This is a genomic window from Salinispora oceanensis (assembly GCF_000383575.1).
Classification (GTDB): Bacteria; Actinomycetota; Actinomycetes; order Mycobacteriales; family Micromonosporaceae; genus Micromonospora; species Micromonospora oceanensis.
In genome coordinates this window covers 132,769-159,359 of record NZ_KB911579.1, presented here as the reverse complement: position 1 = coordinate 159,359, position 26,591 = coordinate 132,769, and the positions used below count along the sequence as shown (strand labels likewise).

Here is a 26,591-nt window from a genome sequence, read left to right as displayed (position 1 = left end):
TGCCGAGTTGTCCGGATGTGATCACGCCGGGTCGGTGCGGTCCGGGGAGGGTGTCGGCCGACCCGGGGCGGGTCGGTGCCAAAGATAACGTTTTGAAAACTTCATCCATGGTCTTGACATGAAGCGGGGTCCAGTAAGAAATTTTACCAACAGTAAACTTTCTTTGCGGAAAGAGTCTCGGATGGTTGATCACGAGGTGGGCACCACCGTGGAGACCGTGGTGGCCGACGCCGACGGGTTTGACCGCCGCGGCGTCCGTGCTGATGCGGCCGACGGGGTGTTAGCCCGGGTCCGGGCCGGGGTGGGCGACCTGACCGGGGCCCTGCGCCGGGTCGCCGAACACGTGCTCAGCGACCCGGAGGCCGTCACCCGCGCCACCATCGTCGAGCTGGCCGAGGGCAGTGGCACCTCCCCGGCCACCATCACCCGTTTCTGCCGGGCGATGGGCTTCGAGGGCTATGCGGACCTTCGGCTCGGCATCGCCGCCGAGAGCGGTCGGGCCCGCCTGGCCGGTTGGAGCATCGACATCGGCCGGGAGATCCAGCCCGGCGATCCACTGCGCCGGGTGCTCGAACAGATCATCGCCGCCGACACCCGGGCGATGCACGACACCGCCGCCCTGCTCGACCTCGCCGAGGTGGAGCGGGCCGCCACGGCAATCGCCGGCGCGGGCCGGGTGAACGTCTTCGGCGCCAGCGGTAGCGCCCTGGTCGGCGAGGAGATGCAGTTCATGCTGCACCGCATCGGAGTCGCCGCCTGGGCCTGGAACGACGTGCACGAAGGGCTGGCCTCGGCGGCCCTGTTGGGGGCCGGCGACGTCGCCCTCGGCGTCTCGCACGGCGGCCGGACCCGGGAGACCATCGAGATGCTGGCGGAGGCCGGTAGCCGGGGCGCGACCACCGTCGCGGTAACCGGTTTCGCCCGCTCGCCGCTCGCCGAGCTGGCGGAGATCGTGCTGCTCACCGCCAGCGGTGCCACCACCTTCCGCCCCGACGCGCTGTCCGCCCGGCACCCCCAACTGGTCGTACTCGACCTGCTCTACATCGCCGTCGCCCAGCGCACCCACGACCGAGCCCACGCGGCCCTGCGACGTACCGCCCAGGCCGTTGCGGGGCATAAGGCGGCGAAGGAGGCCAGCCCATGACTAACGCACCTCGGTACGCCGAAGCGGTCCCGCTGACCACCGAGGCCGTACGCCGAATACACCAACCCGCAGTGGTACCCCCGATCTACCGCTAAGGAGAGTCGCAATGTCCGCTACCCCCGACCTCAACCGCCGGGCCCTGCTACGTCGTGCCGCCGCCGCGGGTCTGCTGACCCTCCCGGCCGCCGGCCTGCTCAGCGCCTGCGCCGGCAGCGACCCGGCCCAGGACGACAACTCCGGTGCCGCGAAGAGCAAGGACAACCCGTTCGGCGTCCAGGACGGCAGCTCGGTCAAGGTGGTCATCTTCGACGGCGGGCTGGGCGACCAGTGGGCCAAGGAGGACGAGGCCGTCTTCAAGGCCAAGCATCCGAATGTCACGGTCAACATGTCCTCGACCCAGAAGATCAAGACCGAAGAGCAGCCGAAGATGGCGACCCAGCCCAGCGACGTCATCATGAATTCGGGCGCTGACCTTATGGATATCAGCACCCTGGTCAACGAGGGTGCGATCGAGCCGCTGGAGGATCTGCTCGCCGCCCCGGCGTGGGACAGCGAGGGTGCGGTGGCGGACACCCTGCTGCCGGGGACCATCGACAAGGGCACCTTCCAGGGCAAGTTCTATGTGGTCAACGTCGCCTACACGGTTTGGGGCAACTGGTACAACGCCGCCCTCTTCGAGAAGGAGGGTTGGCAGCCGCCGAAGACCTTCGACGACTTCTTCGCTCTCGCGCCGAAGATCAAGGCGAAGGGCATGGCCCCGTACGTCTACGACGCGGTGCACGGCTACTACCCGCGTTGGGCGCTGATGGCGACGATCTGGAAGTCCGCCGGCAAGCAGGCCGTGATCGACATCGACAACCTCAAGGAGAACGCCTGGAAGGCCGACGGGGTGCTGCCGGCCCTGGAGGCGTGGGAGAAGCTGGTCAAGGACAAGCTGCTGCTCCCCGGCCAGCTCGACCACACCCAGTCGCAGCAGGCGTGGCTCGACGGCAAGGCCGCCTTCATCCAGGTCGGCACCTGGCTCAAGAACGAGATGGCGGAGACCATTCCCCCCGGGTTCGAGATGAAGCTGTCGGACTACTGGAGCCTGGGGGCGGGCGACAAGGCGCCGAACGACGTCTACGCCGGTGCGGGCGAGGGCATCGTCGTGCCGTCGAAGGCACCGAACAAGGCCGCCGCCAAGGAGTTCCTGCGGGCGGTGCTCTCCAAGGAGGGCTCGGCGAAGTTCGCCGAGCTGACCAAATCCCTCGCCTCCACCAAGGGCTCCGGGGACAACGTCCAGGACTCGGCGTTGACCAGCGCCAACGAGCTGATGAGCAACGCTCCGGAGGACCTCATTTTGGTCAAGTTCTGGGACTTCTACGCCGACCTGGACAAGGAGAGCCAGAACCTCTCCGCGGAGCTGATGGCGGGTCGGCTGACCGCCCAGCAGTTCGTTGACGGGATGCAGGGCGCCGCCGACAAGGTCGCCAGTGACTCGTCGATCAAGAAGCAGACCCGCTCCGCCTGAGCCGAACGGAAAGAGTGAGTCCCATGCGGCATGGTGTCGCGCGTTTCGTCATGGGCTTCCTGGCCCTGCCGGTCGCGCTCTACCTCTTCTACGTGGTCTGGCCCTTCGCCCAGGCGGCTGGTTACTCGTTGACCGACTGGGGTGGCTACTCCGACCGGCAGCAGTTCGTCGGGCTGGAGAACTACGTCCGGCTCTTCTCCGACGAGCTGATCAGGAAGGCCTTCTGGCACAACGTCTTCTTCCTGATCACCGTGCCGCTGTTCACGATCGCGCTGGCTCTGTTTCTCGCGTTCCTGCTCAACGTGGGCGGGCGCGAGGACAGGGCCGGCATCCGGGGTGTCTTCGGCTCCGGCCTTTACAAGGTCATCTTCTTCTTCCCGCAGGTGCTGTCCCTGGTCGTCGTCGCCGTTATGTGGCAGCAGATCTACCGGGCCGACGGGCAGGGTCTGATCAACGGTGTGTTGATGAAGATCGGGCTGGTTGATCCGGAGGACCCGATCCTGTTCACGTTCGACCCGGAGCCCTTCCTCGGCGTCCCCGCGGTGCTCTGGTGGCTGTTGCTGATCGCGGTCTGGAGCGGCGCCGGGTTCTACATGGTGCTCTTCTCCGCGGCGATGCAGTCGATTCCGAAGGATGTCTTCGAGGCGGCCATCCTCGACGGTGCCGGTCGGTTCCACACGTTCTTCCGGATCACGCTCCCGCTGCTGCGGGACACCGTCTCGGTCGCCTGGATCTATCTGGGCTTCATCGCCCTGGACATGTATGCCCTGGTCTTCGTGATGACACCCAGCCAGGGCGGCCCGAACCACGCCAGCGAGATTTTCGCGTCGGTGCTCAACTTCACCGCCTTCCAGAAGGGCCAGTTCGGCTACGCCTGCGCGATGGGTGTGGCTTTGGCGATCTTCACGATCCTCCTGGCCGCGGCGCAGCTGAAGATCACCCGCCGCGAGCGGATTGAGTACTGAGGAGTCGACGATGAGTACGGTGACCCACGACCCCGGTCCCGTCGGGCCGGATCTCGCTCCGCCGGCCCGCCCCACGTCGGCCGGCCGGTTCGGGTCCGGCGGCCGACGGCCCGGCGCGCAGTTCTTCAACGGCTTCTCCCACCTGTTCCTGCTGGTCTGGGCGATCATGGTCGTCTACCCGCTGATCTGGGTGGTCATGTCGGCCTTGAAGAGCGACGCGGAGGTTATCCGGCAGCCGCTCTCGCTGATCCCGGAGACGCTGCGTTGGGAGAACTTCGGCCGGGCCTGGACCGAGGGGCAACTCGGCGACTTCTTCCTCAACACCGTGCTCGTGCTGGCCGGTAGCGTCACGCTGACCATGCTGCTCGGCTCGATGGCCGCGTACGTGTTGGCGCGCTACGAGTTCCCCGGTAACCGACTGATCTACTACATGTTCCTGTCCGGCCTTACGCTGCCGATCTACCTCGCCGCCGTACCGCTGTTCAAGGGCGTCTACAACACCGGGGTGCTCTTCCCGCCGCTCGGGCCGAACAAGCACCTGATGCTGATCCTGGTGTACGCGGCATGGTCACTGGCCTTCACGGTCTTCTTCATGCACTCCTTCTTCCGGACCCTGCCGAACGCGATCGCCGAGGCGGGGCTGGTTGACGGGGCCTCACACACCCGGCTCTTCTTCAGCGTGATGCTGCCGATGGCGAAGCCCGGCCTGATCAGCATCGGGATCTTCAACGTGCTCGGGCAGTGGAACCAGTGGTATCTGCCGACGCTGCTGATGCAGTCCGCAGACGGTGAGCCGAAGAACCAGGTCATCGCCCAGGGCCTGATCGAGCTGTCGGTCAATCAGGGGTACAAGTCTGACTGGTCCGGCCTCTTCGCCGGGGTCACCATGGCGATGTTGCCGGTGTTGATCGTGTACATCGTCTTCCAGCGCCAGGTGCAGTCGGGCTTGACCGCGGGCATCAGCAAGTAGCCCGCCGCCAACTCGGCGCACCGCCGACCGCCCGGCGAATCCGGCCCGCCCGTCGCCGCCGCCTCACCAGCCAGCGGATCCGCTGCCGGCCAGTCTCGCGACTGATTTGTCGCCGGGCTGGCCGGGGATGTCGTACCGGGCGGGCAGAATCGTGATCATGGCGGCGGTGGTGGCGGTGGTGGCGGGTGCGGACCCTCGACTCCCCGCTGCTCCGGGGGCGGGCTCCGGGGTCGGCGGGGGAGTGCTGCAGCCGCTCGACGCTGCCGGGACGCCGACCGGGCCGCCGGAGCAGGTCGCCGACCTGGCTGTCGCGCTGGCCGACCGCGAGCGAAGGGAGCGCCCCCGCTGGGTCTGGGCGTCCGGCGCGGCGCTCTACCCCGTGTTGCTGCGCGCCGGGGTCCGGGTCGACCGGTGCCACGACATCGAGCTGACCGAGGCGTTGCTTCTCGGTCACGCGGGTCGGTGGGGTGAGCCGCGTTCCTTCGCCGCCGCCTGGGCGCGCCTGACCGGCGCGCCGGTGCCGCCCGATCCGCCGCCGCGGTTGGCCGAGCCCCCGGGCCACGGCCAGGGCGCCCTCTTCGAGTCGCCGCCGGCTCCGCCGGGTCCCGGCATCGCGGCCCTGACCCGGGTCTACGCCGACCAGCTCGCCCGGATCGCCGCCACCGAGCACCCGGGCCGATTTCGGCTGTTGGTCGCGGCCGAGTCAGCGGGGGCGCTGATCGCCGTCGAGTTGGGGGCGGCGGGGCTGCCGTGGCGGGTGGATGTGCATGACGCCCTCCTCGGCGAGCTGCTCGGTGGCCCCTCACCGGTGGGTGGGCCGCCACGTCGGCTGGCGGAGCTGGCCGCCCGGATCGCGGCCGCTTTCAACGTGCCGCAGCTGCACGTCGATTCGCCGCTGGAGCTGGTGCGGGCGTTCGCCCGGGCGGGGGTGGAGGTGCCGAACACCCGGTCCTGGGTGCTGCGTGGCGTTGACCACCCCGCGGCGCCGCTGGTCCTGGCGTACAAGGAGCTCTACCGGATCTGGACGGCGCACGGCTGGGCCTGGCAGGACGCCTGGGTGCGGGAGGGGCGGTTCCGTCCGGAGTATGTTCCCGGCGGCGTCGTCTCCGGCCGGTGGGCGACCCGAGGTGGCGGGGCGCTTCAGATCCCGAAGGTGATCCGGCGGGCGGTGGTGGCGGACCCGGGGTGGACGTTCGTGGTCGCCGACGCGGGGCAGCTCGAGCCGCGGATCCTGGCGGCGGTCTCCGGCGACACCCGGCTCGCCGCCGCGGCCCGGGCGGGAGACCTGTACGCCGCTTTGGCCGCCGATGCGTTCGGTGGGGATCGGGCGCGGGCGAAGGTGGCCCTGCTCGGCGCCATGTACGGGCAGACCGGCGGTTCGGCGGCACCGGCGTTGGAGGTGCTGCGGCGTAACTATCCGGCGGCCTTCGGCTATGTGGAGTCAGCCGCGCGCAGCGGCGAGGCCGGCGAGTTGGTTCGTTCCTGGCTCGGCCGTACCTGCCCACCGGGCTCGGTCGAGCTTGCTGAGGCGGATCCGGTACCGGCCGGGGGCGAGGGAGGTCGGTCGGCGCGGGCCCGGGCGCGCGGCCGGTTCACCCGGAACTTCGTCATCCAGGCCACCGCCGCAGAGTGGGCGGCGACGCTGTTGGCCACGCTCCGGGGGGAGTTGGCCGGTAGCGACGCCCGGCCGGCCGGTAGCGACGTGGGGCTGGCCGGTAGCGACGCCGAGCTGGTCTTCTTTCAGCACGACGAGGTGATCGTGCACTGTCGCGCCGAGCGGGCCGCGGCGGTCGCCGCGGCGGTGACCCGGTGCGGGGAGCGGGCGAGCGCGTTGCTCTTCGGGCAGACGCCGGTACGTTTCCCGCTCGATCTCTCCACCGTTGAGTGCTACGCCGACGCGTCCTGAGCTGCTGTTCGGCCCCGAGCCCGGTAGGGCAACGCCAGTCCAGGCCACCCGCCTGACTCAAGCCTTTTGTCCCTGATGGTCGGAATATCCGATTCATGCCCGGAACCTGAACGCTGACTGCTCGTTGGGTCGGTTGTGCGTCCCGGACCGGGCAGGTGGCCTGCCCGGTCCGTTACCAAGATGGAGGTGGCCCCGCTGAACCGGACCGCAGGAATGATCATCGCCGCGGGTGGCGGGCGCCGGATCGGTGGCCCCGAGGCGCTGCTGTGCCAGGGCGAGAAACCACTGGTGAGCACGATGATCGACACGATGACGGCGGCCGGCTGCGAGCAGATCGTAGTCGTCCTCGGCGCCGCCGCCGACCAGGTACAGGAAACCGCTGACCTCACCCGAGCCACCGTGGTGGTGAACCGGGCCTGGGGAACCGGAGTGGGCTCCTCGATCAAGGCCGGCCTCGCGGCCATCGACGACGACGCCATCGAGGCGGTGGTCGTCGTTCCGGTGGACATGCCGGGCCTGACCGCGGCGGCGGTCCAGCGGGTCGCCGCACTGCCGTACCCGGACGTGCTGGTCTGCGCGACCTACGGCGGACTGCGCGGCTACCCGATGCTCTTCGGCCGCCGGCACTGGTCCGGCATCGCCACGCTGGCCAGCGCGGATGTCGGCGCCCGTCCGTACCTGCTGGCGCACAAGGACCAGATCGTCGACATCTCCTGTGACACCGTCGCCGACGGCAGTCGGGTCGACAGCCCGGAGCTGGTGGCCCTGTACGGGTTGACCGTCCCACCGCAGCGGGTCGGCGCATAGTCAGCCCGGCAGATCGAACAGGTCGGCGGCGTTGGTCCAGCACACTGCCCGCAACCAGGCGTCGCCCAGGTCGAGCTGGGCCAGCGCGGTGAGCTGCGCCGCGTACGCGTAGGGCAGGTTGGGAAAGTCGCTGCCGTGCAGCACCTTGCCGGCCAGGCCCAGCTCGCGTAGCCGGGGCAGCTCCGCGGTGGGGAAGGGCACGGCCCGGTCGAAGAACGGGGTGAAGGCCATGGTGGTGTCCAGCCGCACGTTCTCGTACCGGTCGGTGAGGTCGAGGAAGGCCTCGTAGTCCGGTGCGCCGAGGTGTGCCACCACCGCGGCGAGCCGCGGGTGCCGGGCGAGTAGGGCGGCGAAGGGGTCGGGGCCGGTGTGTGCGGTGCCGGCCGGCGCGTGTCCCGCGTGCACCACCACCGGCACCCCGGCGTCGGCGAGCAACCCCCACACCGGATCGAGCAGCGGATCGGTCGGGGCGAACCCGCCGACCTGCACGTGCACCTTGAACACCCGGGCGCCGGCGGTGAGCGCCTCGGTGACGTACCGGGGCGCCGCCGGCTCGGGGAAGAACGTGGCCGAGGGGAGACAGTCCGGGTTCGCGCGGGCGAAGTCGAGGGTCCAGGCGTTCAGGTCGGCGGCCATCTCGGGGCGGTGCGCGTACGCCAGGGCACTGAACGCCCGCACGCCCATCCGGCGCAGGTGCGCCAGCCGCTCCGCGTCGCTCCACCGGTAGCGGATGGGCCAGGTGGTGCCGAGGAGTGGGCCGGCCGCGTCGAAGTACGCCCACACCCGACGCAGCAACCGGGGCGGGAGGAAGTGCACGTGTACGTCGGCGAGGCCGGGGAGGCCGAGCCCCTGCCAGAACGCCGGGACGTCGGCGTCGTCGGCGTCGTCGGTGGACACCGGCACGGCCGTCAGGCCCCGATGTTGAAGCGATCGAGCAGGTGCGGGGCGATCAGCCCGATGGCGGAGAGCACCGAGACGATGGTGAGCGCGGTCCGGACGAAGACCACCTCGGTCTTGCCGCCCGCCCGAAGTGCGATCGAGTCCGGCAGACTGATCATCCGCCACATCCGACGTTTGATCGGGATTGGCCAGAGGATCGGTACCCCGGCCCGGGTGATCATGTCGCCGAGGATGTGGACGAAGCAGCCGACGCCGACGGCCAGTCCGATCATCGGATAGCCGCGGTCCCCGGGAAGGGTGGCGAAGGTGAACCACGCCGCGGCGAGCGAGGCGAGGGTCACCACGAGCCAGCCGGCGCGTTCGGCCCAATCGTCGAAGAGGCCGCGCAGGGCGAGACCGAACATGAAGAAGAGGATGCCGATCACCGCCCACTTGCCGTACGCGGCGCAGAGCGCGGTGGTGCCCCAGCCGACCAGTACGGTGAAGGGGATGGTGTGGGTCAGGGTGCGGTGTCCGTTGGTGCGGCGCGGGTCCCGACTCAACTTCGTCGCATAGTAGACGCCGAGCGACACCTTCTCGGTCACCTCGGCGACGAAGAGGGAGAAGACGCCGAAGGTGCGGGCGACCGTGGCGCCACCCTGGTTTCGGGTGACCTTGCCGGAGAGGTCGAGGTCGGGAAAGAGCGCACCTCCCGCGCAGACCGCGGTGCCGACGGCGAGTGCGAGCGGCGACTGCTCGTAGCCGGCGAAGTGGTCCAGGGCCCAGGAGCCGGCCAACCACACCGTCGCGCCAGACAGCGCGTGCGACGGTCCCATCATGCCCGCTCACCCTCCCCGGATCCTGGACGCGCAGAAGCTACGTCACTGTAGTGCAGTGGTGGCACCGCCCGGGACCGCACCCACTCCGAAAGAGACGGTACGGCCCGGAGGAGCTCGGATCCGGCCGTCAGCCGTCAGCCGTCAGCCGTCAGCCGTCAGCCGCCCGGCGGTGGGGCGGGAAATGAGGTGATCGGGTTGGTGGCGGCCGCTACGGTGGCGCTGACTGTTGACGGGAGGGCGACATGGCAGGTGCACGCCGACACGGGCAGGTGCTGATCTTCGATGCCGACGACACACTCTGGGAGAACAACATCGTCTTCGAGCGGGTCATCGAGGACTTTCTGACCTGGGTGGCACACCCGACGTTGGAGCGCACCGAGATCCGTACGATCCTCGACGACATCGAGCAGGCCAATGCCGTCGCGCACGGCTACGGCAGCAAGGTCTTTCTGCGTAGTCTCGGTGAGTGTTTCGAGCGGCTGCGGGAGCGGCCGGCCACGCCCGCCGAGCGGCGGGGAATCGAGGAGCTGGCCGTCGCCCTGGTCGAGCACCGGGTCGAGCTGATGCCGGGGGTGGCCGCGGCGTTGGACGAGTTGGCCGGCCGGCACGAGCTGTTTCTGCTCACCAAGGGCGACCGGGAGGAGCAGCAGCGGAAGCTGGACGCCTCGGACCTGCTGCACCATTTCCGGGCCGCGCACATCGTGCCGGAGAAGGACGTGACCACCTACCGGTGGCTGGCCAACGAGCACGACTTCGCGCCGTCTCGTGCCTGGATGATTGGGAACTCGCCGAAGTCAGACATTCTGCCGGCCCGCGCGGCGGGGATGAACGCCGTCTACGTCCCGAACGAGAACACCTGGGTGTTGGAGCACGACGCCCTGGACCACGACGACGCGGCGGTGCTGCACCTCACCGCCTTCCCCGACCTGCTGCACCACTTCTGACGCGGAGCGCCAAGCGACATCTGAGGCCCAAGAGCGACATCTGAGGCCCAAGAGCGTTCACATGTCCGTGCCGCGGACGATAGCCACCGCCACCCGACAGAACTCGTCCATGTCGGGCTGGAACCCGGCCGCGATGTCTGGGTGCAGACCGGCGCGGGTCTCGTCCAGCAGCCGCTGGCAGACCTGCTCGACCGGCTCGCCGTCGTAGCTTTCCCGGACCCGGTCGGTGGCGGCCTGAAGCGCCGAGGTCAGCTGCTCCTCCAGCGGGCCACGCAGCTTCTTCTGTACCGGGTCCCGAGGCTCCAGCGTGACGTGTGGCTCGGACATCGGCGCTCCCTTTCTCGGCGACCGGGTACCCCGCCGTCGGCGTCGGTTACACCGCGGCCGGCACGGCGGCGACCCGCACCTCGTACGAGTAGTCCTCCGCCGGTTCCTCCCGGTACGTCATTGCTCTGATCTGCCGGTCATCGTCGTAAAGTGCGACGTCCACCAGGACGCCGAGGTGGGCCAGACCGATGCTGGCCACCCGCTTCTTGTCCTGGAGCACCGCACATACCCCGCCAAGTAGCGTGCTGGCGTCGGATGTGCGGTGCCCCGGCGGGCAGCGCAGCACGAGGTCCACTTCGATCGGCCCGGACAGTGGGGTCCAGCCGGCCTGCTGAGCCGCCGCGCAGGCCGCTTGTAGTAGGGCGCGGACCCTCATCGCCTGCCGATGCCCGGCGGCGAAGATGGACAGCGCTTCGGCTTTGACCGGTGGCAGGCCGCTCACCTTGACGGTCAGGGCGACAGCGCGGGTGTCCTGCACAACGGCACCTCCTTGTTGCGGACGATCCTGCCCAATCAGCGACGCAGCGGCGTGGGTTCGCTGGAAAACCGGCCGATCGGGCGGGCAGGGTTGGCCGAGGCGTGTCGACGTCGCTGGCGAACGCGCAGGTAAGGTTAGTCCACCTGGCGCGCTCTGGGTAACTGTTCGCTCACTCGATGAGATGGTGCCCGGCTAGGATGCGGTCGAGGCGGACCGAACGAACTCCGCGATAACCTTGCCGAGCTGCTCTCCCGCGTCCTCCTGGAGGAAGTGCCCGGCCCCCTTGATCACCGGGTGGTCGAGTCCGGCAGCCCCCGGCACGGTGCGGCGCAACACTGGCGCCATCCCCCCGGTGATCGGATCCTGGTCGCTGAACGCCACCAGGAACGGGCGCTCCCAACGGGAGAGTTCGGTCCACGCGGCGCGGTTGGCGGTGCTGGCCGGATCGTCGGGTGCGGTCGGCACCAGGGTGGGCATGGTGCGGGCGCCGGCGAGGTAGGACTCGTCCGGGAACGGCGCGTCGTAGGCCGCCAGCTCCGCCTCGGTGAGCTCACTCTGGCAGCCCGACTGCACCAGCCGGGACACCGTCAGCTCGGGGGCCGTCTCGACCATCCGCCGGAACTGCCACCAGAGCTCCGGCATCGGCTGGTCACCGGTGGGCAGCCCGGTGTTGGCGGCGACCACCCGGGCGAAGCGGTCCGGGTGCTCGGCGACCAGGCGGAGCCCGATCAGGCCGCCCCAGTCCTGCCCGACCAGCGTCACCCCGGTCAGGTCCAACTTGTCGAAGGCGAAGCTGCGGATCCACTCGACGTGTCGGGCGTAGCTGTGCTCGCCGTGCTCGGCCGGCTTGTCGGACCGGCCGAAGCCGATGAGATCCGGTGCGATGGCCCGCAGCCCGGCCTCGGCGAGCACCGGGATGACCTTCCGATACAGGAATGACCAGCTGGGTTCCCCGTGCAAGAGCAGCACCGGTTGCCCATCCGCCGGGCCGGCCGTGACGTAGGCCATCCGTAGGCCGTCCAGGTCGACGTAGTGGGGCTCGTAGGGGAAGTCGGGCAGGTTGGTGAACCGGCTGTCCGGAGTGCGCAGTGCAGACATGCCAGTCAATATCGCACAGTGCACCGGTGTGCGGTTAGCGCGCTCAGCAGACCCGGGCCGACTGGGAGACGGCGTCCGCCCCCTCCCGCTCGAGGGTGCTGAGACTGTCGATCGTGGTGGCGGCGATGTTGCGCATCGCGTCCTCGGTGAAGAAGGCCTGGTGGCCGGTGATCAACACGTTGGGGAAGGTGTTGAGCCGGGAGAAGTCGTCGTCATCGAGGACCCGGTCGGAGAGATCCTCGAAGAACAGGTCGGTCTCCTCCTCGTACACGTCGAGACCGAGATAGCCGATCTGGCCGTTCTTGAGCCCGTCAATCACCGCCCGGGTGTCCACCAGCGCCCCACGGCTGGTATTGATCAGCATTGCCCCCCGGCGCATCTGGGCGATCCGTTCGGGGTTGATCAGGTGCTCGGTGTCCGGGGTCAGCGGGCAGTGCAGGGTGATCACGTCCGAGTCGCTCAGCAGGCGTGGCAGCGGCACGTACTCGATCCCGGCCGCGGCCACCGCGTCGTCCGGGTACGGGTCGCTGGCGATGACCCGGCAGCCGAACCCGGACAGGATGCGGGCCACGCAGAACCCGATCTTCCCGGTGCCGACGACGCCGACGGTCCGGCCGTGCAGGTCGAAGCCGAGCAGCCCGGTGAGCGCGAAGTTGTGCTCCCGGACCCGGTTGTAGGCCCGGTAGACCTTGCGATTGAGGGCGAGGATCAGGGCAACCGTGTGCTCGGCCACGGCGTACGGGGAGTACTCCGGTACCCGGACCACGGTGAGGCCGAGCCGGCGAGCGGTGGCCAGGTCCACGTGGTTGAAGCCGGCGGAGCGGAGCGCGATCAGGCGGACGCCGTCGGCGGCCAGCCGCTCCAGTACCTCGGTGCCGAGGTCGTCGTTGACGAACGCGCAGACCGCCGCTGCGCCGCTGGCGAGCTTGGCGGTCTGCGGGGTCAGTCGGGGCTCGAGGAATTCCAGTTCGTGGTCGCCGGCCGAGTTGGCCGTCGACAGGAACTCCCGATCGTATGGCTTCGTGCTAAATACCGATACGCGCATGTGAACCTCCGGTGACCACCGTACGACTTGCCTGGTTGGCCGCTTACGGCGGGTTACGGAATATGATTTACCGCACTGTAATAACTAAAAAGATCTATTCGTGCAAAAGGGAGGTTGTGGGGGTAGCGTGACTTGACACTCGGTGGGCCGGGTATGTGGCAAGTCGGGCGGGGACTGGCAGGCCGGGTGTTACAACGACTTATGTGACAGCCAGGGGTGAGCGAACGCCCGCCGTCGAGCACGGTGACCACACCGGACGGGAACCTGCTCGCGGGGCGCCCGGTGTCGCCAGCGCGCTGCTGGTGCTCTGGGACATCGACGGCACCCTGATCGACAACGGTGGGGTGAGCAAGGAGGCGTACGCGTTGACCTTCACCCGGCTGACCGGCCGCCCCCCGGAGCACCCGATTGTTCCCGCGGGCAGGACCGATCCCGCGGTCCTGCGGCTCGTGCTGCGACAGCACGGCATCGACGCCACCCCGGACGTGCTGGAACAGGCGGTTGACGTGATGAACAGGGTCTTCGCATCGCTCACGTCGCGGCTGGCGGAACGGGGACACGCCAAGATGGGGGCACGGGCGGCCATCGCGGCGTTGGCTGGGCGGGGTGACGTCGTCCAGTCCGTGCTGACGGGAAACACGCGGCACAACGCCCAGATCAAGGTTTCCGTATTCGGGTTGGCCGGCGCCCTCGACTACGAGGTGGGCGCGTACGGCTCGGACACCGAGGTGCGTGCCGACCTGGTGCCGGTCGCGCGCAGGAAGGCGACGGCGAAGTACGGGATTCCATTCCCGCCGGCCCCCACGGTGCTGATCGGGGACACCCCACGTGACGTCAGGGCTGGCCGCTCCAGCGGCGCATTCACGGTGGGGGTGGCCACCGGCGAGTACGATGTCGAATCCCTGGCCGCCAGCGGAGCCGACGCGGTTCTTCCCGACCTCCGAGATACCAGCGCCGTGGTCGGTGCGGTACTCGCGGCGCGGCATGCCCGGCCCGGAGAGGCCCACCGATGAGACCGGCTGAGGGCGTGGAGGATCGCCCGGACGAGAACGAGTACATCCGGTCGGATTGGCACCGTTATCGACAGCTGGACCGGCTCGTCAACCACTGGGAGCGGCCCGGCTGGGAGGCGGGCCGACGCTCCTACCACTGGATTGTTCGGTTTGACGAGCGCCCGGCGGTCCAGCGACTCGCCGAGCGCTGTCAGGCCCGGCTGGGGAACCTGGAAACCCTGGATCTGGTACCCGTCGGGAGTCTGCACCTGACCGTGCAACGGGTCTCCTTCACCGACGAGATCACCAGCTCGCAGGCGCTCGCGGTGGCCGCCGCGGCCAGCGAGCGGTGTGCGTCCATCCGGCCTTTCGCCGCGACAGTCGGCCCCCTCACCGGATCGGCGAACTCGGTCTTTTTGAACGTGGGTCCGCACCGGCCGTTTCACCTTCTCCGGCAGGCCGTGGTCGCCGCGACCGCGCACGTGCGAGGCGCCGAGGCCGTACCTGACCACCCCACGACCTTCGATCCACACGTCAGCGTCGCCTACAACCGTCGACCCACCGTCGCGAAACCGGTCATCGAGCAGGTGGCGACCGCGCGGTCGTTGCCGCCGGTAGCCGTCCAGGTCGAGACCGTCAGCCTGGTCGAGCTGCGGCGGGACGGCCACACCTACCTCTGGCGGCAGATCGCGGCCGTTCCGCTGGCGGCGCGGGGATAGCGCGCCGAGGCTACCGTGCGAGCGTTGACTTGGACTCGATCCGGCCGACCGGGTCGGGCCCGGCGGTCAGTTCGTCCTGTGCCTCCTGCCAGGCTGGTGCCCCGGGGTAGAGGGTCGAGCGGAGGTAGGCCGCGGTGAGCCGCTGGACGGCGGCGACCCGCTCGGGGCTCTCGTCTGTGGTCTCGGCCACGTCGTATCCAGCGACGCCACCGAGTCCGTGCTCCGCACCGAAGAGAGTGAGCAGGGACTTGGGGCCGGGGGCGAGGAAGTAGGGGTCGGTGTGCCACTGCGGGCCCAGGACCGTCAGGTGGGCGGAGGTGTCGTGGTCGCCGGCGACCACGAGCGCGGGTGTCGTCATCGTGGAAAAGTCGGTGGTCGAGAAGAAGGCGTAGTTGTCGCGGGTGAAGTCGGTGAGGGCGTCGCCTCCCCTGCCGGGCGCGGCGAGCAGCACACCTGCCTTGATCCGGGGTTCGGAGAGGTCCACCTCCGTTCCGTCGCGCGGGTCGGTCAGCCGTGCGCCCAGCAGCAGGCTCGCGGTGTGTCCGCCCATCGAGTGTCCGGCCACGGCGACGCGGTCTCGGTCCAGGCGCCCGGGTAGCTGGCCGACGGCGACCTCGATCTGGTCGAGTTGGTCGAGGACACGTTTCATGTCCTCACCCCGCGACCGCCAGTACAGGGGGGCCTCGGGATCACCTGGGCTCAGGTTCAGCGTTCTCGAGTTCAGGTGGGTGGGCTGGATGACGACGAAGCCGTGCGCCGCCCAGTAGTTCGCGAGCGGGGCGTAGCCGTTCAGTGAGGACAGATGGTGCGAGGGGCCGTGCCCGTGTGAGAGGAGGAGGATCGGTAGCTCGCCTCCGGTCGTGGGAGCGGAGACGCGTACCTGCAAGTCCACGGCCCGGCCGGGAGCTGGCAGCACTACTGGACTGACGGACAGCACAGGGGTGGGGGTGACACCGAACGTGTGGGCAGGCTGGGTCGGCTCACTCATCTCGTCTGGTCCTCTCGTTGGATAGCCCGTCTCGGCTGCCCGCGTGGGCTCGCCCCGGGCAACAAAGCGGAGCGTTGTTCCGCAACTATACGGATCGGTGTTCCGTTTCGTCAACGCCAGGGGGTCCGCCCCGTAGCGGCGGGGCGGACGAAACCTCGGCGTCGCCGTCGCGGGTGTCGCCGGTGGCGGTGGGTGGGCCGCAGTTACGCCAAATTATTCGTTGCACCAAACTGGCAACAGCCGCATTGTCGCATTCAAACTCTGTCGGTAATCTCCTCGGCGGGGAGATTCAGGAAGGCGACAGATATATTGTGCGTGAACTGCTGTGCAATCCAGCCTATCGATGGCTTTTCGCTGCCCAGATAGTCGCACTCATCGGCAGCGGTCTGGCGACGGTGGCGCTCGGTCTGCTCGCCTACGACCTCGCGGGCGCGCGGGCCGGGGCGGTCCTCGGCACCGCGTTGGCGATCAAGATGGCCGCGTACGTGTGTGTGTCGCCGCTGGTGGGAGCGGTGCTGGACCGGGTGCCGCGGGGCGCGGTGATGGTGGGCGCCGACCTGGTCCGGTTCGGTGTCGTCCTGCTGCTGCCGTGGGTCGAGGCGATCTGGCAGATCTATCTACTCATCGCGGTACTGCAGGCCGCGTCGGCCACTTTCACGCCCACCTTCCAGTCCGTGCTCCCGGATATCATTCCGGATGAGGAGGACTACACGAAGGCGCTCTCCGCATCGCAACTTGCGGTCTCCCTGGAGAATATCGCCAGCCCGGTAATCGCCGCCGCGTTGTTGCTCGTTCTCAGGTTTACAGACTTGTTCGTGGGGACGGCGGTGGGTTTTCTCGTATCCGCGTTGTTTGTCAGCATGGCAACGGTGCCCAGGGCGCAACGTAGCAGCCGGGTCCGGTTCGCCGAGCGCCTTTTCGCGGGGATGCGGATGTTCGTGGGCACGCCGCGGTTGCGGGCGGTGCTGGCGCTGAACATGGTGGTCGCCGGCTCCGGCGCCGTCACCCTGGTCAGCACGGTCAACGTGGTGCGTGACCTGCTGAACGCCACCGAAGCGCAGGTGCCACTTCTGCTCGCCGGCTCCGGCCTCGGCAGCGTCGCGGCGGCGCTCGGCGCGCCGCTGCTGCTGCGCCGACGCAAGGATCGGGCTGTGCTGCTCATCGGTGCTGGCACGGCGCTGCTCGCCCTCTTCGGCGCACTGCTGCTGTCGATGGTGCCGTCCTGGCCGTTGGCGATGGGTGTCTGGTCGCTCATCGGCTTCGCCGGTGGCCTGATTGTCGTCACGGTCAACCGGGTGCTGCGCGCCTCGTCGGCGGCCGCCGACCGGCCGGCGTTGTTCGCCGCCCAGTTCTCCCTGTCCCACCTCTGCTGGCTGCTCACCTACCCCCTCGTCGGCTGGGTTGGCGCGGGGGGCGGCTTGACCGCGGCATGGGCGCTCCTGGCGGGCTTGGTGCTCGGGGCGGGACTCTCCGCCCGCTGGCTCTGGCCCGCTGGCCTTCGCGAAGTATTCCGGCACCAGCATGGCGTTGACGCTGACCGCGCGCACCTGGTCGATGCCGAGTGGAATGGAGTGGCGTGGGTGCACACCCACCGCGTGCTGATCGACGTCAACCACGCCCGATGGCCCCAGTCGGCATGAGCAGCGGAAATGATCATGGCGATCATTGTTATCGCTGGACATTAATCGAACGTTCGTTTAGTCTGTCTGCTGTGTCCGATGAATCGCCGCCGAAAGGCGACAAGTCCTCCACAAAGAATCGCATCCTTGCTGCCGCGATCACGCTCTTCGCCGATCAGGGCGTGGCGGCCACCGGGGTCCGTGCCATAGCGGCGGCAGCCGACGTCCACCCATCACTGATCATTCATTACTTCGGTACGAAGGACGGGCTGCGGGTGGCCTGCGACAAGCATGTCGCGGCCTTCGTGCGGGAGCACAAGCAGCAGGTGATGCGGGCCGGCAGAATCGACCCGGCGGAGCTGCGTGACCTGCGCCCCGCGCCGCCACTGCTGCGATACCTGGCCCGGGCGCTGGCCGACGGCTCCCCGCACACGGCCGCGCTGGTTGACGAGATGGTCAATGACGCGGTCGGCTACCTCGCCGACGGAGTCGCGTCGGGCCTGGTCCGACCGACGGATCACCCCTACGAACGGGCGGCGCTCCTCGCGATCTGGTCCCTGGGTGCACTCGCGCTCCACGAACACGTGCAGCGGCTGCTCGGCGTTGACCTGACCGCCCTCGACGGTGCGGCAGCGGTGGAGTCAACGTACGGGCGCGTTGCGTCGGAGCTACTCAGCGACGGGATCTTTCGCACCTGATCAATTGCTACTCACCCCCTGAGGCGGCGAACATGGACCTGACCCAGACGCTCGGAAGAATCCTCTCGCTGTATCTGTTGACCTCCGGAGTCGCGTTCATCGTGGCCACCCAGTTCTATCTGCGACTCACCCAGCGGGCTGACCGGTCGGATCTGATGGCGGTGAATATCTCCGGCATGGTGCACCTCTTCGTCGGCTTCGGCGTACTGGTCACCCACTTCGAGTGGGGTGGCTTGCCGGAGGTGCTGGTGACCCTGCTGGGAGTCTTCTTCACCCTGCGCGGTGTCAGCTACTACTGGATCCCCCAACTGGTGCTCCGACCCGCGGAACAGGGGCGCGGGTCAGCGCAGGGGCTTCGGGTCCTGGGCGCCGCCTTCATCGGCTACGGCGCTCTCCTGGGCTACCTCAGCTTCGTCGCCTGACGTCGGCGGACCGAATCAGCGCACCGACTACCCAGGCAGTGGGAACACGAGGGCCGGCACCATCGGATTCGGCGGTGCCGGCCCTCGTGCGTCCGCTGCCCGCCTCAGCGGAGTCAGGGCAGGGTGTCCAGGTGCGGGCCGACCGTCTGCGCGAAGCTGTTGCCGTTCGTCACGTCCCAGTTCACCGACCAGGTCATCGCGCCTCGTAGCCCCGGGTAGGTGCGGGGTGGCTGGAAGCTGCCGCAACTCGTCCCCCTGGTCAGGCAGTCCAACGCGGCGTTGACCACACTGGGCGCGACGACTCCACCACCGGCCGCCCCCGGGCCGGCTGGCAGGCCAAGCCCGACCTGGTCCGGCCGCAGCCCCGCCTCCAACTGGATGCAGGCCAACGCGACGATGAAGTTCACCGTTCCCTGGCTGTAGGCGAACCGCTGGTCGCAGCCGAGCATCGCGCCGGAGTTGTAGAACTGGGTGTTCACCACCGTCAGGATGTCCTGGATGTCGAGCGCCAGCTTGAAGTAGCTGGTGGCCGGGTTCTGCATGTCGATGGTTTGCGGCGCCATCGCGATGATCAGTCCCGCACCGACCTGGGCCCGCAGGGACCGTAGGGCCTGCGCCATGTACGTCGGATTGAGACCGTTCTCCAAGTCGATGTCCACCCCGTCGAAGCCGTACTGCTGGATCAGGGCGTACACGGAGTCGGCGAAGGCGACCGCGGAGGCCGCGTCGTTGACGGCAACCCGTCCGGTCTCGCCGCCGACCGAGATGATGACCTTCCTGCCCTGGCTCCTGAGCGTCTGTACGTCGGCCGAGAAGTCCGCGTCGGTGTAGCCACCCAGGGCAGCGGAGAGGCCCGGATCAATGGCGAAGGTCACCTCGCCGGGGGTGGTGGTCGCCTCGGCGAAGGCGACAGCGACCACGTCGTACTCGGCGGGGACCTCCCGCAGGCGCAGCTCGACCGCCGGGTTGTCGAAGTTGTGCCAGTAGCCGGTGAGGATGTGCGCGGGCAGGTCGTCATTCGGGGGAGTGGTGGTGGGTGGTGGGGTCGTGGGCGGCGCGGTGGTCGGTGGGCTGGTGGTGGGCGGCGCGGTGGTCGGTGGGGTGGTGGTGGGTGGCGGCGTGGTGGGCGGCGGTGCGCTGCCGCACTCCGCGCCGTTGAGCTGGCAGTTGGTCGGCGAGCCGGGTCCGCTGCCGATGAAGCCGAAGGAGATCGAAGCGCCCGGTGCGATGGTGCCGTTCCAGGACTGGTTGCTGAAGGTGTACCGCTGGCCCGAGGAGTGCAGCAGCGCCTCCCAGTAGGTGCCGACTGTCGTGCCGGCGGGCAGGTCGAACGCGAGGCGCCAGCCGGTCAGGCTGCTGCTGCCTTCGTTGGTGATCGTGTACTTACCCTCCCACCCGGTGCCCCAGTCGGAGACCTTGGCGAAGGTCGCGGTTGGGCCGGCGGCGTGCGCCGGTTTCGCGAGCCAGGCCGCGCCGAGCGCGACGGTCAGGACGGTGACCAGGGACAGGATCAGGGGACTGGAACGCTTCATGAGAGCCTCCACGGCTGGCAGGCGTTCATCGGCAGCTACGTCATGACGCCCCTAATTATTAAGATTGTTAACTATTCTTGTCCAGAGTGTTTGTGTCGAGTCATCCGCGACGCACGACGCAATCCCTTCGCCTTTGGCGTGGCGGCGGTGCCGCAGGCGCGTCCTCTTGGTGGAGCCGGATGGAATAGAGGAGACTTTTGGGGCAAATGGTATTTTTGTCGGCGTGTCGTTCCGCCCGCGGTTTCCTCGGCTGCCCGGTTGTGGTGTCGCGTCGGTGGGACACGGTGGGCGGCCGCGACGGCGGCTGACGTTGGTCGCGGCCGCCGCGTGCATCTTCCTGGTGCAGTTGGATTTCTATGCGTTGAATCTTGCGTTGCCGGCGATGGCGGCGGAGTTGGGTTCCTCCACTACTGATCTGCAGTGGGTGGTCAGTGGTTACATCCTGGCTCAGGCGGCGGTCCTCATTCCTGGCGGCAAGCTGGGCGACATCCTCGGTCGTCGGCGCATGCTCGTCGTGGGTTTGGTGATCTTTGGGCTGGGCTCGCTTGGTGCGGGTCTGGGCTCCGATCCGCCGATCGTGATCGCTTTTCGGGTTGTGCAGGGGATGGGATCCGGAGTCATGTACCCGCTTGCCTTCGCGGTGATCACCGAGGCGTTCCCAGGGCGGCGGGCGAAGCGGGCGATCGGTAACGCGTACGGCATCGGGGCGGTGGCGTTGGCGTTTGGGCCGCTGCTCGGCGGTGGGGTGACGGAGCTGATCAGTTGGCGAAGCGTGCTCCTGGTGAACGTGCCACTCTGCCTCGTGGCGATCGTGGCCGCCGTCGCCTGGCTGCCAGAGTCGCGTGACCCCACGGTGTCGCGCCGGATTGACCTGGTGGGTCTGGTCGTGGTGGTGCTCGGGATTGTGGCGATCACCGTGGCCGCGGACCGGATAAACGCCTGGCGACCGATGGTGGTCGCTGTCCTCGCTGTCGGTGGGCTTGTGCTGCTGGCCGTGTTCGTGCTTCGGGAACGGGTGGCCGACAGTCCACTGGTCCGGCTGGATCTGTTCAGAAACGCCAAGTTTGTGGCGGTGACCTTGCTGGGGCTGGTCGCAAACATTGCCTTGGTGGTTACGATCTTCGCCACGACCATTCATCTGCAGCAGGTTCGGGGCTACTCGCCGTTCGTTGCGGGCCTGGCGGTTCTCACCGCCTCGATCAGTGGTGGAATTGCCGGTCCGTTCGTGGGTCGGTTCAGCCAACGGTTCGCGGTGCGTCGGTTGATCGGCATCGCCATCCTGGTCGGCGCCCTCGGTCTGCTCGTGGTGGCCGTCGGGGGTGAGATCGGGCCGTATCTGCTTGGGCTGGCGGTCGCCGGGTTCGGTTACCAGAGTGGGTATACTTTGACCAGTCTGGGTACGCAGGCCATGGTCCCGGCCGAGCGGGCCGGCGAGGCATCCGGAGTGACGTTCACAATCCTCTTCGCCGGCGCGGGTATCGCCGTCGCGGTGGTCGGCACACTGATTGAGCAGGGCGACCTCGCCACCGGCATCATGCGGGCTCTCCTGGGGACCGCGGTCGGCAGTGCCGTGGCCGCGACTGTCCTGGCGAGGAGTTTCCGGGTTGGCTGACCCGCCGTCATCCAGGCGAAGAAAGAGCCGATCCAATCGCCTCCACCCTGTTCGACGGGGTGGAGCTGTAGGTCGCCGCGGGTCAGGCCCGGGTGTGCGATGAGGTTTCTGGGCGTTCACTCCGGCCCGGTCGAACTCCTGCCGCGAACCGAGATCGAAGTGGAGTTGGCGAGCTCGACCAGTTCCATTTCCCCTATTTTCAGTTTGCCGTCCCGCCCCGCGACCTTCGATCCACACGTCAGAATCGCGTACAAATGTCGACTCACTATGGCGAAACCGGTCATGGGGCAGGTGTGCCGGTACTGTCACCTCCTCGGGTAACCGTCCGGGTGGATGTCATCAGCCTGGCCGAGCTGCGGCAGGCCACACCTACACCTGGTACAGATCACGTTCAAGCCTATTCGGCAGCCTTCTGGCGGAGGGAGTTCCAGAAGGGTTGTCGATGTTTCGTGTCCGGGTCGTGCTGGCCGCAGGCGACGTACAGAGTCTCTCGAAACAAGGAAGACATTTTCGTATAAATGGTACGGTTCGGTGTGTCGTTCCGTCCGCGTCTGCCCCGGCCCCATGGCCGAGGTGACGCTTCGGCGGGGGAAGCGGACCGGCCGCGGCGTGAGCTGACCATGATCGCGGCGGCTGCCTGCATCTTCCTCGTGCAGCTGGACTTCTATGCGTTGAATCTCGCCTTGCCGACGATGGCGGCGGAGTTGGGGACGACCACCACCGATCTGCACTGGGTGGTCAGCGGCTACATCCTGGCCCAGGCGGCGTTTCTCCTCCCCGGTGGCAAGCTCGGCGACATCCTCGGGCGCCGCCGCATGCTGGTGGTCGGCCTGCTCATCTTCGGGGCGGCTTCGCTCGGTGCCGGTCTGGGCTCCGACCCGCCGATCGTGATCGCTTTCCGGGCCGTGCAGGGGATGGGTTCGGGCATCGTGTTCCCCCTCGCCTTCGCGGTGATCACCGAGGCCTACCCGGGGAAGCGGGCGAAGCGGGCGATCGGCAACGCCTACGGCATCGGGGCGGTGGCGCTGGCGCTGGGGCCGCTGCTCGGCGGCGGGGTCACCGAGTGGCTCAGCTGGCGCAGCGTGCTCCTGGTGAACGTGCCGCTCTGCGTAGTCGCCATCGTCGCCAGCGTGGCCTGGCTGCCGGAGTCGCGGGACCCCACGGTGTCGCGGGCGGTTGACCTGGCGGGTCTGGTCGTGGTGGTGCTCGGGATCCTCGCGATCACCGTGGCGGCGGACCGGATGAACGCCTGGCGGCCGGTGGTGGCCACCGCCCTCGCTGTCGGTGGGCTGGTGCTGCTGGCCGCGTTCGTGCTCCGGGAACGGGCCGCGGAGAGTCCACTGGTCCGGCTGGATCTCTTCCATGACGCCAAGTTCGTGGCGGTGACCCTGATGGGGCTGGTCGCCAACATCGCCTTCGTGGTCACGATCTTCGCCACCACCATCCACCTACAACAGGTCCGGGGCTACTCTCCGTTCGTCGCGGGCCTGGCGGTCCTCGCCGCCTCGATCAGCGGTGGCATCGCCGGTCCGTTCGCGGGTCGGCTCAGCCAACGGATCGCGGTGCGTCGGTTGATCGCCGCGGCCACCCTGGTCGGCGCGGTCGGCCTGGTCGTGGTGGCCTTTGGCGGGGAGATCTGGCTGTACCTGATCGGTCTGGCTGTCGCCGGGTTCGGCTACCGGACCGGGCTGACCCTGACCAACCTCGGCACCCAGGCCATGGTCCCGGCCGAGCGAGCCGGCGAGGCATCCGGGACCACGCTCTCGATCCTCTCCGCCGGCTCGGGCATCGCGATCGCGACGGCCGGCACGCTGATCGAGCAGGGCAACCTCGCCACCGGCATCATGCGGGTTCTCCTGGGAGCCGCGGCTGGTAGCGCCGTGGCCGCGCTGCTGCTGGTCCGGATCCCCTGACCCAACCGACCGAGCTACGCCGTTACCGGCGCGGCACCAGGTGCCGCAGCTCCCGTAAGGGTGCCCGCTCCTGCACCGACACGTCGTTGACGACGATCTCCCGGTCCAGGTTGGGCAACTCCTCCGAGTCGCCGCGGCGGAATTGGGCCAGCAGGGTAGCTGGGCTGGTGTCCGGCAACGCCCAGCCCTGCTGCTGCAACCGTGCCCAGACGGTGTGCATGATCTGGGCGGACATCCGGCCCAACGCCTCGGTGTCCTGGTGTCGGTGCTTCCGGATGCCCAGGTCAACCTGGGACAGCGCGTCCAGGCCGACCAGTTCCAGCAGGTCAACCAGCATGGCCGTCTCCACTCCGTAGCCGGTGACGAACGGCAGCTGTTCCAGCACCTGACGTCGCCCTGCGTATTCGCCGGCCAGGGGCTGCACGAAGCCGGCCAGCTCCGGCCAGAAGAGGTTCAGTAGCGGCCGGACCATCAGCTCCGTCACCCGCCCGCCCTCGTTGTCCTCCTCGGGACCGGACTGGTCTTCCAGCGGTCGGTGGTAGAAGCCCTTCACGAAGTCGATCGACGGGTTAGTCAGCAACGGGCCGAGCAGACCACGGACGAAGTGCGGCCGGAATTCGCGCAGGTCAGCATCGACGAAGGCAACGAGGTTACCGTCAGTGGCGGCCAGGCCGGCCCAGAGCGCGTCGCCCTTGCCGGCCAGCCGGGGCAGGCCCTGGGTGATCTCGTCCTGGCTGACCACCTCCGCGCCGGCGGCCCGAGCCACCTCCGCGGTGCGGTCGGTGGATCGGGAATCGACCACAACGAGCTCATCCACGAGGGGAACCTGCTCCATCAGGTGTTCGCGGATCGTCGAGACGATCGCCCCGGTGGTCGCCTCCTCGTTGTAGGCGGGTAGCACCACGCTGACCCGGTTCTCCCCCTTCGCCTCCATCAGCCGCTCGATGTGCCAATCCTGCGCCGATGACGTCCGAGATTTGGTCCATGCGTCGACAACCGGTGAGACGGTCGGTTCTGGATCCCGCACTGGCACCCCCCGAGTCCTGGCAGAACGCGCGGTGGACTTCCCTTTCGTACGTCGGTTAACCCGCGTGGGGTTCCCGCCGCCGTTCCCGTCGCTAGACGCACTGGCGGCTCGCCGCGGGAAGCAGGTCGCCCAACAGGTCGGCGAGGAGATCGACGCCGTCCGGGCTGAGCACCGACTCGGGGTGGAACTGCACCCCGGCCACGGTGGCTCCGCGCAGCGCGTGTACTGCGCCGCTCGTGTCGTCCCGGGCAACCTCCATCGAGCCGTACGGGGTGGGTAGGCGGTCCGTGTCCGCTTGGGCGGTGAAGGTCGAGTAGAAGCCAACTCGCCGCTGGACGCCGAAGATTTCCACCTCCCGCTGCAGCCCCTGGTACGGGGCGTCCCGTCGGTGTAGGGGCAGCCCGAGCAGCCCGCAGAGGAGCTGGTGGCCGAGGCAGACCGCGAGGGTTGGCTGGCCGGTGGCGAGGAGTTCGGTGAGCAGCCGGCGCAGCGCCGCCATCTTCGGCTGGGTCAGCTCCGCCGGGTCGCCGGGCCCGGGGCCGACCACCACCAGGTCGTATCCGTCCCGCGGGCCGGGCGCGTCCCACGGCCGTACGGTAACGCTGAGGCCGAGCGCGCGTAGCTGGTGGGCGAGCATGCCGGTGAAGGTGTCCTCCCCGTCCACGATCAATGCCCGGTGGCCGGCGAGCCCGGGACGGCCGGGGTTGTCTTCCGGCCGTTGGTCCAGCCAGAACCGGGCCAGCGGCGCGTTGCGGGCGGCCAGCGCCGCGCGTACCTCCGGGTCGTCGGCGAGCCGGGGCACCGCCCCCGCGGCTGCCGCGGGGGCTTGCGGGCCGAGGCCCAGCGCGGCGAGCACCCCGGCGGCCTTGGCGTGGGTCTCCGCGACCTCCGCGGCGGCGACCGAGTGGCGGACCAGGGTCGCCCCGACCGACACCCGCAGCTCACCGGTGGGGGAGAGCTCGGCGGTACGGATCAGGATCGGGGCGTCGAGGGTCTGCCGGCCGCCCTCGTCCCGACCGAGCAGCGCCAGCACGCCCGCGTAGTAGCCGCGCCCGGTGCGCTCGTGTCGCGCGATGACCCGGCACGCGTTCTCCATCGGGCTGCCGGTCACCGTGGGGGCGAACATCGTCTCCCGCAGCACGTCCCGGACGTCCTTCGAGCCCCGCCCCGCCAGCAGGTACTCGGTGTGGGCGAGGTGGGACATCTCCTTCAGGTACGGGCCGACCACCTGGCCTCCCCGCTCGGCCACCGAGGCCATCATCTTCAGCTCCTCGTCGAGGACCATGTACAGCTCCTCGATCTCCTTCGGGTCGGCGAGGAAGCGCAGTAGGTCAGCCCGGTCGGCAGCGGCGCCGGTGTGGCGGAAGGTGCCGCTGATCGGGTTCATCAGGACCAGCCCGTCGTCCACGCTGACGTGCCGCTCCGGGCTCGCCCCCACCAGCGTCCGAGCGCCGGTGTGCACCACGAACGTCCAGTAGGCACCGCGTTCGCGTAGCAACAGCGAGCGCAGCGCCGCCAGCGCCGCTTGCAGCGGCGCACCCTGCACGGTGGCGCGCAGGGTGCGGTGGATGACGAAGTTGGCGCCTGCGCCCTGCCCGATCTCGTCGGCCAGGACCCGGTCAACGGTGGCCGCGTACTCCTCGTCGGAGCTGTCGAAGCCCGCCCTCCGGGTCACCACCGCGGCGTCTGGCAGCGCTGCCAGCGCCACCGGGAGGTCGATCTCCTCATGCCGGTCGATTACCAGGCACTCCAGTGGGGCGCCATCGTCAACGCAGTCGAAGCCCCGTTCGGTCACCTGCCGGTAGGGCACCAGCGCGAGGGTGGCCGGTCCCGCTGCCCCGGTCGGCAGCGGGATGTCGGCGAGTCGTTCTACCACCCGTACCGACCCGGTGTAGAGGTCGAGGTGGTCGGCGCCCTCGCGACGGACGAGCGCGAACGGGCCGGGGTCGGTGCCGGCCGCGACGGCGGCGAGTAGCTGGGAAAGGTGGGTCATCGGGTCTCCTCGGTTCCGGTGCCACCCGATGGGCGGTCCGGTGCCGGTCAGAGACCGGCGGCCGCCTCGACGGGCGGCCGCGTGAAGCTACGCGCGGAGTGTGGCCGCCGGGTCGGCGGGCCACCAGCGGTGCGGGTGCGCGAGCATGCGCACCACCCTAACGC

At 68.9% G+C, this 26,591-nt stretch carries 24 protein-coding genes and 1 pseudogene; 14 read left to right on the top strand and 11 right to left on the bottom strand.

Translation table 11 applies throughout. The features are described 5' to 3' along the window. The first annotated feature begins 181 nt into the window (after positions 1-181). From SALPAC4_RS0100595 to SALPAC4_RS0100565, 6 genes are all read left to right on the top strand, one after another. Complete coding sequence (locus SALPAC4_RS0100595) at positions 182-1,144, top strand: MurR/RpiR family transcriptional regulator (RefSeq protein ID WP_019868709.1); 963 nt, start codon at positions 182-184, stop codon at positions 1,142-1,144. 106 nt (positions 1,145-1,250) lie between these two features. Continuing rightward, positions 1,251-2,654: an N-acetylglucosamine/diacetylchitobiose ABC transporter substrate-binding protein gene (ngcE, locus tag SALPAC4_RS0100585; RefSeq protein WP_019868708.1), complete on the top strand. Its 1,404-nt coding sequence runs from the start codon at positions 1,251-1,253 to the stop codon at positions 2,652-2,654. Between the two features lie 23 nt (positions 2,655-2,677). Beyond that, complete coding sequence (locus tag SALPAC4_RS0100580; protein ID WP_019868707.1) at positions 2,678-3,619, top strand: carbohydrate ABC transporter permease; 942 nt, start codon at positions 2,678-2,680, stop codon at positions 3,617-3,619. A 10-nt stretch (positions 3,620-3,629) separates the two neighbouring features. Next, positions 3,630-4,589: a carbohydrate ABC transporter permease gene (locus SALPAC4_RS0100575; RefSeq protein ID WP_019868706.1), complete on the top strand. Its 960-nt coding sequence runs from the start codon at positions 3,630-3,632 to the stop codon at positions 4,587-4,589. A gap of 127 nt (positions 4,590-4,716) precedes the next feature. Then, on the top strand, positions 4,717-6,495 hold the full coding sequence (locus tag SALPAC4_RS0100570) for a bifunctional 3'-5' exonuclease/DNA polymerase (protein WP_019868705.1): 1,779 nt from the start codon (positions 4,717-4,719) through the stop codon (positions 6,493-6,495). A 213-nt stretch (positions 6,496-6,708) separates the two neighbouring features. Next, complete coding sequence (locus SALPAC4_RS0100565; RefSeq protein WP_018745412.1) at positions 6,709-7,302, top strand: nucleotidyltransferase family protein; 594 nt, start codon at positions 6,709-6,711, stop codon at positions 7,300-7,302. On the opposite strand, the gene SALPAC4_RS0100560 is transcribed toward SALPAC4_RS0100565, so the two are convergent. Continuing rightward, positions 7,303-8,205, bottom strand: coding sequence for an amidohydrolase family protein (locus SALPAC4_RS0100560; RefSeq protein ID WP_019868704.1), 903 nt, complete (start codon positions 8,203-8,205; stop codon positions 7,303-7,305). It abuts the gene before it with no gap. Between the two features lie 5 nt (positions 8,206-8,210). Continuing rightward, positions 8,211-9,020, bottom strand: coding sequence for a metal-dependent hydrolase (locus SALPAC4_RS0100555; protein WP_027644659.1), 810 nt, complete (start codon positions 9,018-9,020; stop codon positions 8,211-8,213). A 242-nt stretch (positions 9,021-9,262) separates the two neighbouring features. Here SALPAC4_RS0100555 and SALPAC4_RS0100550 point away from each other — a divergent pair, with 242 nt between their 5' ends. After that, positions 9,263-9,964 carry an HAD family hydrolase gene (locus tag SALPAC4_RS0100550; RefSeq protein ID WP_018738953.1) on the top strand — a complete coding sequence of 234 codons (702 nt, stop codon included), beginning with the start codon at positions 9,263-9,265 and terminating at the stop codon, positions 9,962-9,964. A gap of 57 nt (positions 9,965-10,021) precedes the next feature. Here the strand turns inward: SALPAC4_RS0100550 and SALPAC4_RS0100545 are convergent, their stop codons facing one another. The 4 genes from SALPAC4_RS0100545 to SALPAC4_RS0100530 form a co-directional block, all read right to left on the bottom strand. Continuing rightward, positions 10,022-10,291, bottom strand: a complete 270-nt coding sequence (locus SALPAC4_RS0100545) for a hypothetical protein (protein WP_019868701.1) — start codon at positions 10,289-10,291, stop codon at positions 10,022-10,024. 46 nt (positions 10,292-10,337) lie between these two features. Beyond that, positions 10,338-10,769 (bottom strand): RusA family crossover junction endodeoxyribonuclease, encoded by a 432-nt coding sequence (locus tag SALPAC4_RS0100540; RefSeq protein ID WP_019868700.1) that lies wholly within the window; start codon positions 10,767-10,769, stop codon positions 10,338-10,340. A 192-nt stretch (positions 10,770-10,961) separates the two neighbouring features. Then, entirely contained in the window at positions 10,962-11,867 is a 906-nt protein-coding gene (locus SALPAC4_RS0100535; protein ID WP_019868699.1) for a haloalkane dehalogenase, read from the bottom strand. Between the two features lie 43 nt (positions 11,868-11,910). Next, the gene (locus tag SALPAC4_RS0100530) at positions 11,911-12,912 is read right to left on the bottom strand and encodes a 2-hydroxyacid dehydrogenase (protein ID WP_019868698.1); all 1,002 of its coding nucleotides are present in this window, start codon (positions 12,910-12,912) and stop codon (positions 11,911-11,913) included. A 203-nt stretch (positions 12,913-13,115) separates the two neighbouring features. Between SALPAC4_RS0100530 and SALPAC4_RS0100525 the strand changes: the two genes are divergently transcribed. Further along, positions 13,116-13,925, top strand: coding sequence for an HAD family hydrolase (locus tag SALPAC4_RS0100525; protein WP_019868697.1), 810 nt, complete (start codon positions 13,116-13,118; stop codon positions 13,923-13,925). Then, positions 13,922-14,623 carry a 2'-5' RNA ligase family protein gene (locus tag SALPAC4_RS0100520; protein WP_027644660.1) on the top strand — a complete coding sequence of 234 codons (702 nt, stop codon included), beginning with the start codon at positions 13,922-13,924 and terminating at the stop codon, positions 14,621-14,623. Before SALPAC4_RS0100525 ends, SALPAC4_RS0100520 begins: the two co-directional genes overlap by 4 nt. Positions 14,624-14,633: 10 nt before the next feature. Here SALPAC4_RS0100520 and SALPAC4_RS0100515 read toward each other — a convergent pair whose 3' ends face one another. Continuing rightward, positions 14,634-15,611: an alpha/beta hydrolase family protein gene (locus SALPAC4_RS0100515; RefSeq protein ID WP_027644661.1), complete on the bottom strand. Its 978-nt coding sequence runs from the start codon at positions 15,609-15,611 to the stop codon at positions 14,634-14,636. 311 nt (positions 15,612-15,922) lie between these two features. Between SALPAC4_RS0100515 and SALPAC4_RS0100510 the strand changes: the two genes are divergently transcribed. From SALPAC4_RS0100510 to SALPAC4_RS0100500, 3 genes are all read left to right on the top strand, one after another. Next, positions 15,923-17,251: an MFS transporter gene (locus SALPAC4_RS0100510; RefSeq protein ID WP_019868694.1), complete on the top strand. Its 1,329-nt coding sequence runs from the start codon at positions 15,923-15,925 to the stop codon at positions 17,249-17,251. 71 nt (positions 17,252-17,322) lie between these two features. Further along, the gene (locus SALPAC4_RS0100505) at positions 17,323-17,928 is read left to right on the top strand and encodes a TetR family transcriptional regulator (RefSeq protein WP_019868693.1); all 606 of its coding nucleotides are present in this window, start codon (positions 17,323-17,325) and stop codon (positions 17,926-17,928) included. Positions 17,929-17,960: 32 nt separating this feature from the next. Continuing rightward, a complete protein-coding gene (locus SALPAC4_RS0100500) occupies positions 17,961-18,350 on the top strand; it encodes a hypothetical protein (RefSeq protein WP_018732308.1) in 390 nt (129 codons plus the stop codon). Between the two features lie 113 nt (positions 18,351-18,463). Here SALPAC4_RS0100500 and SALPAC4_RS0100495 read toward each other — a convergent pair whose 3' ends face one another. Then, positions 18,464-19,882 carry a chitinase gene (locus tag SALPAC4_RS0100495; protein ID WP_019868692.1) on the bottom strand — a complete coding sequence of 473 codons (1,419 nt, stop codon included), beginning with the start codon at positions 19,880-19,882 and terminating at the stop codon, positions 18,464-18,466. Positions 19,883-20,105: 223 nt separating this feature from the next. Here SALPAC4_RS0100495 and SALPAC4_RS0100490 point away from each other — a divergent pair, with 223 nt between their 5' ends. Then, the gene (locus SALPAC4_RS0100490; RefSeq protein WP_027644663.1) at positions 20,106-21,494 is read left to right on the top strand and encodes an MFS transporter; all 1,389 of its coding nucleotides are present in this window, start codon (positions 20,106-20,108) and stop codon (positions 21,492-21,494) included. An 8-nt stretch (positions 21,495-21,502) separates the two neighbouring features. On the opposite strand, the pseudogene SALPAC4_RS28175 reads toward SALPAC4_RS0100490, so the two are convergent. Next, a pseudogene (locus SALPAC4_RS28175) lies at positions 21,503-21,656 on the bottom strand (short-chain dehydrogenase); the annotation flags it as partial. Positions 21,657-22,012: 356 nt separating this feature from the next. Here SALPAC4_RS28175 and SALPAC4_RS0100485 point away from each other — a divergent pair. Further along, positions 22,013-23,407, top strand: a complete 1,395-nt coding sequence (locus SALPAC4_RS0100485; RefSeq protein ID WP_019868690.1) for an MFS transporter — start codon at positions 22,013-22,015, stop codon at positions 23,405-23,407. 22 nt (positions 23,408-23,429) lie between these two features. Here SALPAC4_RS0100485 and SALPAC4_RS0100480 read toward each other — a convergent pair whose 3' ends face one another. Together SALPAC4_RS0100480 and SALPAC4_RS0100475 are read right to left on the bottom strand one after the other, a co-directional pair. Continuing rightward, complete coding sequence (locus SALPAC4_RS0100480) at positions 23,430-24,434, bottom strand: glucosyl-3-phosphoglycerate synthase (protein ID WP_033664960.1); 1,005 nt, start codon at positions 24,432-24,434, stop codon at positions 23,430-23,432. Positions 24,435-24,525: 91 nt separating this feature from the next. Then, entirely contained in the window at positions 24,526-26,427 is a 1,902-nt protein-coding gene (locus tag SALPAC4_RS0100475; RefSeq protein ID WP_019868688.1) for a chorismate-binding protein, read from the bottom strand. Positions 26,428-26,591 lie beyond the last annotated feature (164 nt).